This is a genomic window from Pseudomonas sp. RL, assembly GCF_000647775.1.
Classification (GTDB): Bacteria; Pseudomonadota; Gammaproteobacteria; order Pseudomonadales; family Pseudomonadaceae; genus Serpens; species Serpens flexibilis.
Genome location: NZ_JBOY01000224.1, coordinates 1 through 1,207, shown reverse-complemented (window position 1 = coordinate 1,207; position 1,207 = coordinate 1). Strand labels below are relative to the sequence as shown.

The 1,207-nt window shown below is 68.7% G+C and carries 1 protein-coding gene and 1 pseudogene; both read left to right on the top strand.

What is annotated here, in order from left to right; all coding sequences use genetic code 11:
- Positions 1–226: 226 nt before the first annotated feature.
- Positions 227–781 carry a molybdenum cofactor biosynthesis protein B gene (gene moaB / locus AS93_RS0118420; RefSeq protein WP_027591935.1) on the top strand — a complete coding sequence of 185 codons (555 nt, stop codon included), beginning with the start codon at positions 227–229 and terminating at the stop codon, positions 779–781.
- Positions 778–1,207 (top strand): annotated as a pseudogene (locus AS93_RS0118415) (molybdopterin molybdenumtransferase MoeA); the annotation flags it as partial. The gene moaB and the pseudogene AS93_RS0118415, both read left to right, overlap by 4 nt.

Sequence of the window (1,207 nt, the reverse complement as noted above, 5' to 3'; positions counted from 1 at the left end):
GTCGGTTAGAATACCGGCCTGTCACGCCGGGGGTCGCGGGTTCGAGTCCCGTCCGCTGCGCCATATTCGAGCAAGGGTCAGACTGAAGCCCTTGCCACACAGAAAAAGCGACCTCAGGGTCGCTTTTTTTGTTTTCGCCTTCTGCGCTCGCGGCGTACCTCCATCGGGGAATGGGCGCCGTGTCGCCTTGCGTGCAGTCTGCTCATTGAATCTTCAGGAGACTGCCATGGCCCATCTTTCCAGTGCCGACTTTCAGCCTCTGCGCATCGCCGTGCTGACGGTCAGCGACACCCGTAATCTGGACACCGATACCTCCGGACACACCCTGATCGACGGCCTGCAAGGCGCCGGGCACCAGTTGGCCGACCGCGCGCTGGTACGCGACGACATCTGGCAGATCCGCGCCCGACTCTGCGCCTGGATCGCCGACCCCGCCGTGCAGGTGGTGTTGATCACCGGCGGCACCGGCTTCACCGCCCGTGACAACACCCCGCAAGCGGTCGCACCCTTGCTGGACAAGAGCGTCGACGGCTTCGGTGAACTGTTCCGCCAGGTCTCGCTGGCCGACATCGGCACCTCCACCATCCAGTCCCGCGCCCTGGCAGGGATCAGCAACGGCACCCTGGTGTGCTGTCTGCCGGGCTCGCCGAACGCCTGTCGCACGGCGTGGGAGAAGATCCTGCTCGGCCAGCTGGATGCGCGCACCCGGCCCTGCAATTTCGTGCCGCACCTCAAGCGCCTCGATGAGCAGCCTGCCAGTTGCTGCGGGAGCCGCTCATGAGTGCCTGCGGCTGTGACAGTCACGGCCTGCGCCCGGTCGATGAAGCCATCGCCGCGCTGCTCGAACGCGTCCCGGCGCCGCCGGCGGTGGAGGAAATCGCGCTACGCGATGCGCTCGGCCGCGTGCTGGCCGAAACCCTGAGCGCGCCCTTCGATGTGCCGGCCTGGGATAACAGCGCCATGGACGGCTACGCGCTGCGCGTCGCCGACCTGCCGGCCGAGGGCGGCGCGCTGCCGCTGGCCGGACGCATCGCCGCCGGCGATACCGCGCGGCAACCGCTGCCGACGGGGCACGCGGTGCGCATCTTCACCGGCGCGCCCCTGCCGCCCGGCGCCGATACCGTGGTGGCCCAGGAAGCCTGTCGCATCGAGGGCGAACGGGTCTGCTTCCCGCCGTTGCAGGGCGGCGAAAACGTGCGCCGGCGGG